At 30.3% G+C, this 6,085-nt stretch carries 6 protein-coding genes; all 6 read left to right on the forward strand.

Annotated elements, in window-relative coordinates:
* The coding region (locus L6Q46_RS11995) for a DUF1761 domain-containing protein (protein ID WP_291284499.1) at nt 1–286 on the forward strand (286 nt) is incomplete at its 5' end.
* 65 nt (nt 287–351) lie between these two features.
* Entirely contained in the window at nt 352–1,497 is a 1,146-nt protein-coding gene (locus L6Q46_RS12000) for a GNAT family N-acetyltransferase (protein WP_291284500.1), read from the forward strand.
* Between the two features lie 78 nt (nt 1,498–1,575).
* Nucleotides 1,576–3,654, forward strand: coding sequence for an OmpA family protein (locus L6Q46_RS12005; RefSeq protein WP_291284501.1), 2,079 nt, complete (start codon nt 1,576–1,578; stop codon nt 3,652–3,654).
* Nucleotides 3,655–3,731: 77 nt separating this feature from the next.
* Nucleotides 3,732–4,379, forward strand: coding sequence for a DUF4230 domain-containing protein (locus L6Q46_RS12010; protein ID WP_291284504.1), 648 nt, complete (start codon nt 3,732–3,734; stop codon nt 4,377–4,379).
* A 71-nt stretch (nt 4,380–4,450) separates the two neighbouring features.
* On the forward strand, nt 4,451–4,723 hold the full coding sequence (locus L6Q46_RS12015; RefSeq protein WP_291284502.1) for a hypothetical protein: 273 nt from the start codon (nt 4,451–4,453) through the stop codon (nt 4,721–4,723).
* 38 nt (nt 4,724–4,761) lie between these two features.
* Nucleotides 4,762–6,085 (forward strand): tetratricopeptide repeat protein (locus tag L6Q46_RS12020; protein WP_291284503.1); only part of this gene is annotated, 1,324 nt, incomplete at its 3' end.

The raw sequence follows: 6,085 nt of genomic DNA on the forward strand, positions 1-6,085 counted from the left end.
GATGCCATTAACAATTCACCAATTTGGTGCTTTAGGAATGGTTGGAGGAGATGAAACAAAAGCATTGCCTTCGTATGCAGCTTTCATGGCAGATTATCAAGATGCCTTCAGGACTTTTAAGCATGGTGCTTTGCATGGTTTTATGTCAGGTTTATTCATTGCATTGCCAATTGTAGCTACTAATTGTTTATTTGAACAAAAATCATTTAGATACGCAGCAATAACTTCTGGTTATTGGATTGTGGTGATGACCTTAATGGGTGCTATCATTTGTGGCTGGAAATAAATTGAATTTTAACATTTAATTATATAGGAATCGCTCTACTTTTGTGGAGCGATTTTATTTTTACATTGGACCAAATTACATTCAAAATATACAATTCAGTTAAGGAATTACCTTTGCTTTGGGACACGGTGGCTCAGAGTAATGTATTTTTGCAAACACCATATTTGACAGTTTTAGAAAAATCGGCTCCTGTGAATATGGAGTGTTTTTATATTGGTATTTTTGAAAATTCTGAGCTAATAGGTGTTTCTTTAGCGCAATATTTAGATTTAAATAAGTTAGAATCGTTTGGAGAACGAGATAAATGTTTTAAAACCATTATCCGAAATTTTATATTCAAAAATTTTGCTTCTCATACTTTGTTTCTTGGGAATAACATGATTACAGGTCAAAACGGATATGTTTTTTCTAAGGAAATCGACTTCAATCATATAAGTGAAATTCTTTTACAAAGTGCTGATGAAATAACGCTATACTTCAAGAAAAAAGGAATTTCTATTCACTTAGTTTCGTTTAAAGATTTTTATGATCATTGTTCGGTAGAGTTGAAAAAGTACCGTTTTTCAAATATGTACGAATTCAATACGCAACCTAATATGATTTTCTATTTGGATAAAGATTGGAAATCATTAGAAGATTATGTCGCAGCTCTCTCCAAAAAATACCGCGATCAATTTAAAAGAGCTCGTAAAAAGTTCGATGGCATTCAAATGAAGAATCTTTCTTACGAAGATGTGCTTCAAAACGAAGAGAAGATATACGATTTGTATCATTATGTAGCTAAAAATGCCCCTTTTAATACATTTTTCTTATCCAAAAACCACTTTTCGACTCTAAAAGGTCAATGTGGTAATCGATTCCAGATTTTTGGATATTTTTTAAATGAAGAATTGGTCGGATTTCATACGTTACTTTTGAATGATGAAACTTTAGAAACCTATTTCTTAGGGTATAACGAGAATATTCAAAAAGAAAATATGCTGTATTTGAATATGTTGTACAACATGACCGAGTATGGAATTGAAAACGGATTTAAACGTATTATTTTTGGTAGAACAGCTTTGGAAATCAAAAGTTCTATAGGAGCAACACCCGTTCAAATGTCAGGATTTATTTATCACAACAATAAATTAATTAATAAATTTATTGGTAAAATCTTCAAGCAATTGGAGCCAGAATTGCATTGGCAACAACGTCATCCTTTTAAATAAAATACGGCATATTACGTATGCTAGCTTAATTCTAAAAAATTATATTTGTAAAGTTAATACAATCAAATCTTTACAAATATGCGATTTACTTTTACCCTTTTAACTTTTTTCTTTGTTTCAACTTTAGCATTGGCTCAGAATATAAAATTCAATGATACTTTTGATGATGATAAAAATACTTGGTCATCCAATTCTGATGGTTTTGTAACGTCTGTTAATAAAGGAAAATTAACATTGGAGAACAATCATGAAAAAAACTCAAAATGGATTTGGAAAGCAATTGTTGATGATGGTACCGCTACTGATTTTGACGTTGAAGCCACTTTAATTTTGGATAAAACACCAAACGAATATGCTACTTATGGTTTAGTTTGGGGAATGTATAGCGATAATTCAGATTACCGAGTTGTGCAGTTATCAGCTAATAAACAACTTCAAATTTATCATTATTATGCAAGTGATTTCCATTATGATAAAAAATGGGAGCCTTCAAAACAAGTTAATGGTAAGGATAAAAAAAATAAAGTAAAAGTTGAGAAAAGAGCTAATCTTTATAAAGTATTTATAAATAATGAATTGGTTTTTCAAACAGGAAATAATTCCTATTATGGAGGTAGATTTGGATTTATTGTAGATGCTGGGGTTACTGTTTTAGTTGAAGATTTTAAGGTAATTGAATATCCATCTTCAATTAATGTGGTGAAAGAATTTAATTCGAATTTAAAAATGATAAAATTGCCAGAAACAGTTTCTAGTCCTACAATAGAAGAAACAAATCCGGTAATTTCTGCAGATGGAAACATCTTGTATTTTGATAGAAAAAGCAACCCATCTAACGTTGAAACAGATAAAGACGATATTTGGTATTCGGTTAAAGATAAAAATGGAAAATGGGAACAAGCAAAGAATATTGGAAGACCATTAAATAATAGAGATTATAACTTTGTAATTTCTTCATCTCCAGATAACAACACACTTTTGTTAGGCAATAAGTATGCATCTGATGGAGTTTCTCCAAACGGACCAGGGGTTTCAATGGCTCAAAAAGGATTACGTGGATGGGAAATTCCAAAAGATGTGGTGATAGAAGACTATGCAAATAAAAATGATTATGTAGGTTATTTTCTTTCGAGCGATAATAAACATTTACTTATGTCGGTTGAACGACCAGAAGGCTATGGTTTAAAAGATATTTTTGTTAGTTACGTTAAGGAAGATGGGACATTTTCGAAACCTAAAAATATAGGAAATGTTGTAAATTCTTTTGAAGATGAAACCAATCCGTTTTTAGCTGCCGATGGAAAAACACTTTATTTTGCAAGTAAAGGACACCCTGGATACGGATATTACGATTTGTTTGTAAGTAAACGACTAGATGATTCTTGGACCAATTGGTCAAAACCTGAAAATTTAGGAAATATCATCAATTCTCCAGGGTATGAATTAAGTATTTTTCTTTCAGCAAAAGGCGATAAGGCTTATGTAGGTAGAGAACAAGATATTTGGGAAATTGATAATACCGTAAAACAAGATCCTGTTGCATTAGTTAAAGGAAAAGTGTACGATAGCAAAACAAAAAAAGTAATGAGTGCTCCAATTGTTTACAACGCGCTTAAAACCAACAAAGAATTAGGAACCGCTATTTCAGATCCATCAACTGGAAGTTATTCTATCGTATTACCTTATGGCGAAAAGTACAGTTTTATGGCGGAGAAAGAAGGATATTATGCGGTTACCCAAAATGTAGATTTATCAGATTTGAAGGAATACAAAGAAATAGAAGTAGATTTATATTTGAACCCAATTGAAAAAGGAGAAATCATCCGATTAAATAATATTTTCTTTGCTTCAGGAAAATACGAATTGTTAGCAGAGTCATTTGCCGAATTAGATAAATTACTTCAGGTTTTAAAATCAAATTCAAAAATGAAGATTGAAATTTCAGGTCATACAGATGCTGTTGGAGCGGATGCAGATAACTTAACATTATCTAATAATCGTGCTAATGCCGTTATGAATTACTTGTTAGGAAAAGGAATTGCAAAAGACAGATTGTCTGCAAAAGGATATGGAGAGACAAAATTCATAGCTACAAATGATACCGATGAAGGCAAACAATTGAACCGTAGAGTAGAGTTTGTAATTCTTGAAAAATAATTCAAGTAACTTTTCTATCTTCGTGTAAAATTTATACCATGGCACGAACTAGTTCTACTGAAACCGCAATAAAAAACATGCTTATTCCATTAGTACAAGCAATTGGACGTTCGGGAAAGTTAATTTATTTGTTACTTTTTTTAATTGTTGGGTTTTTAGCGTATCAGTTTTTTACTAAAAAGTTAAATACAACAACCATTGAATATGATACCAATTTAATTCAAGTTCAAATAAAAAATGTTGGAAAATTAGTGGTAACCGAAGGGCATTTTGCTGAAGTTTTAACCTATAAAGACAAAAAAGAAACCTACATTCCAGGTTTGTCTTTTGATAAAAAAGCATTGGTAGTGATTAATGCCGATGTTACCGTTGGCTTCGATTTAAGTAAGGTTACCTATGATATTGATGAGAAAAATAAAATTGTAACCATTACCAATATTCCAAAGGAAGAAATAAAGATTAGTCCCGATTTTAAATATTATGACACAGAATCTTCAACTTTTAATGAGTTTACAGGTGACGATTATAATAAAATAAATAAAATTGCTAGAGCAAATTTGTTAAAAAAAATCGAGAAATCTACCTTAAAAACAAATGCTCAAAATAGGTTGTTGAGCGAGCTTTCTAAAATGTTGATTGTAACAAATTCTTTAGGCTGGACGTTATCTTACAAAGGAAATGTAGTTAAAAATGACAAAGATTTAGAACTCAAAATAATCAATTAAATACGCATTTATTCGTATTGAAAAAACCAAGTCATTAAATCAAATTTGTAATTGATTTAATGACTTTTTTTATGGATAAAATAATATTGGTAACCCTTGTGTTGCTTTCAGTTTTTGCAATGAAATTGATAATAACAAATAAAAGAATTAAGAAGTTGCATTATCAAAAGATGAAGCAATTAAAAGATATTTTCAAAAGTTTATCAAGTAAGCAGGAAATATTGAATCATAAAGCTTCTATTTCAACCGATTTTCAATCCAATTATAAATCTGATATGAAGAAATTGAGTGAAGAAATTTTTGTGCTTCAAAAAAGAATATTTGAATTACTTACAAAGAAATAATTTAGTACTTTTAGATAACAATTGAACCTAAGATTTAAATGAAAAAATACGCTCTTTTATTGGTTTTAATAAGTTGTTTTGGTTTTGCACAAGATTTGCAACAACATATCGCAACGTTAAAAAAAGAATTAAAATCGAAACCTAATTTAGAGAGAACTACTCAAATATATTCTGATTTAACTTGGGATTATATCGATGTTTCTCTTGATTCTGCATTAGTTTATGGAGAAAAAGCATTATTGTTCGCCCAGAAAACGAAAAAACATCAACTGATTTCTCAATGTTATTCTAATTTAGGAGGTGTTTATTTGCGCAAAGAGAACTTTAAAAAATCGGAAGAAAATTATCAAAAGGCAATCCAAATTAGAACTGCTAATAAAGATTTTGAAGGCGTTGCTAAAGCAAAAATTAATATCGGAAATGTATTGGCAAGCAAGCAAGATTATGTGCCAGCAACAAAATATTTCATAGAAGCAATACAATATTTTGATGGTAAAAATGATACGATTGTAAGTTTGACAAAAGGGAATCTAGGTTTGATTTTCTATGAAATGAAGAACTTTCCTAAAGCCATTAAATATTTAGAAGAGTCAACCGATTTTTTGAAGAAAAACGACATGAAGCAAGGTTTGTGTCACACCTATCTTTCTCTTGGCGATGTGTATTTGGATAAAAAAGACACTTTAAAAGCCTTGAATTCATATAAAATAAGTCTTGAAAATTGCAAATCATGCAAAGATAATCTCGGAATTTCAACTTTAAATCAGCGAATTGGTGCTGTTCATTCCGCAAAAGGAAATTCGGAAAGCGCTAAAAAGTATTACCAAATTTCAGAGAAACTTTTAAAAGAATTAAATTCCGAAATTGAGCAAACGAATGTGATGTTATCAAAATCGGAAGATTTCATTCAACAAAAAAAATATCGCGAAGCTTATGAGATGTTGTTACAAGTAAAAAAGATTCACAAAGAATACGAGTCTGACCGATATTTATTAGAAACCTATAAAAAATTAACGCTTGTTTGTTTGTATCAAGAAATGAAAGACAGCAGTGCTTTTTATTTTAATCAATACACCAATTTGAAAGATGATAAATTGAAATCATCTGTCTTAGAACAAACAGCAGAATTAGAAACCAAATACCAAACCGCCGAAAAAGAAAAGCAACTATTAAAAAAAGAAGCTGAAGCTAAAAAGAAAACCACAACTATAATTATTCTCTCGCTATTAGCCTTTTTCATTGCGATTGTTGGATTTTTAATTTACCGTCAACAACGTTTGAAAAATGTACAGCAAAAACAAGAATTTGAATTACAATCGGCTATTGCCCAAATTGAAAATCAAAATAAATTACATGAACAAC

Origin of the sequence: Flavobacterium sp. (genome assembly GCF_023151265.1) — a bacterium.
Lineage (GTDB): Bacteria > Bacteroidota > Bacteroidia > Flavobacteriales > Flavobacteriaceae > Flavobacterium.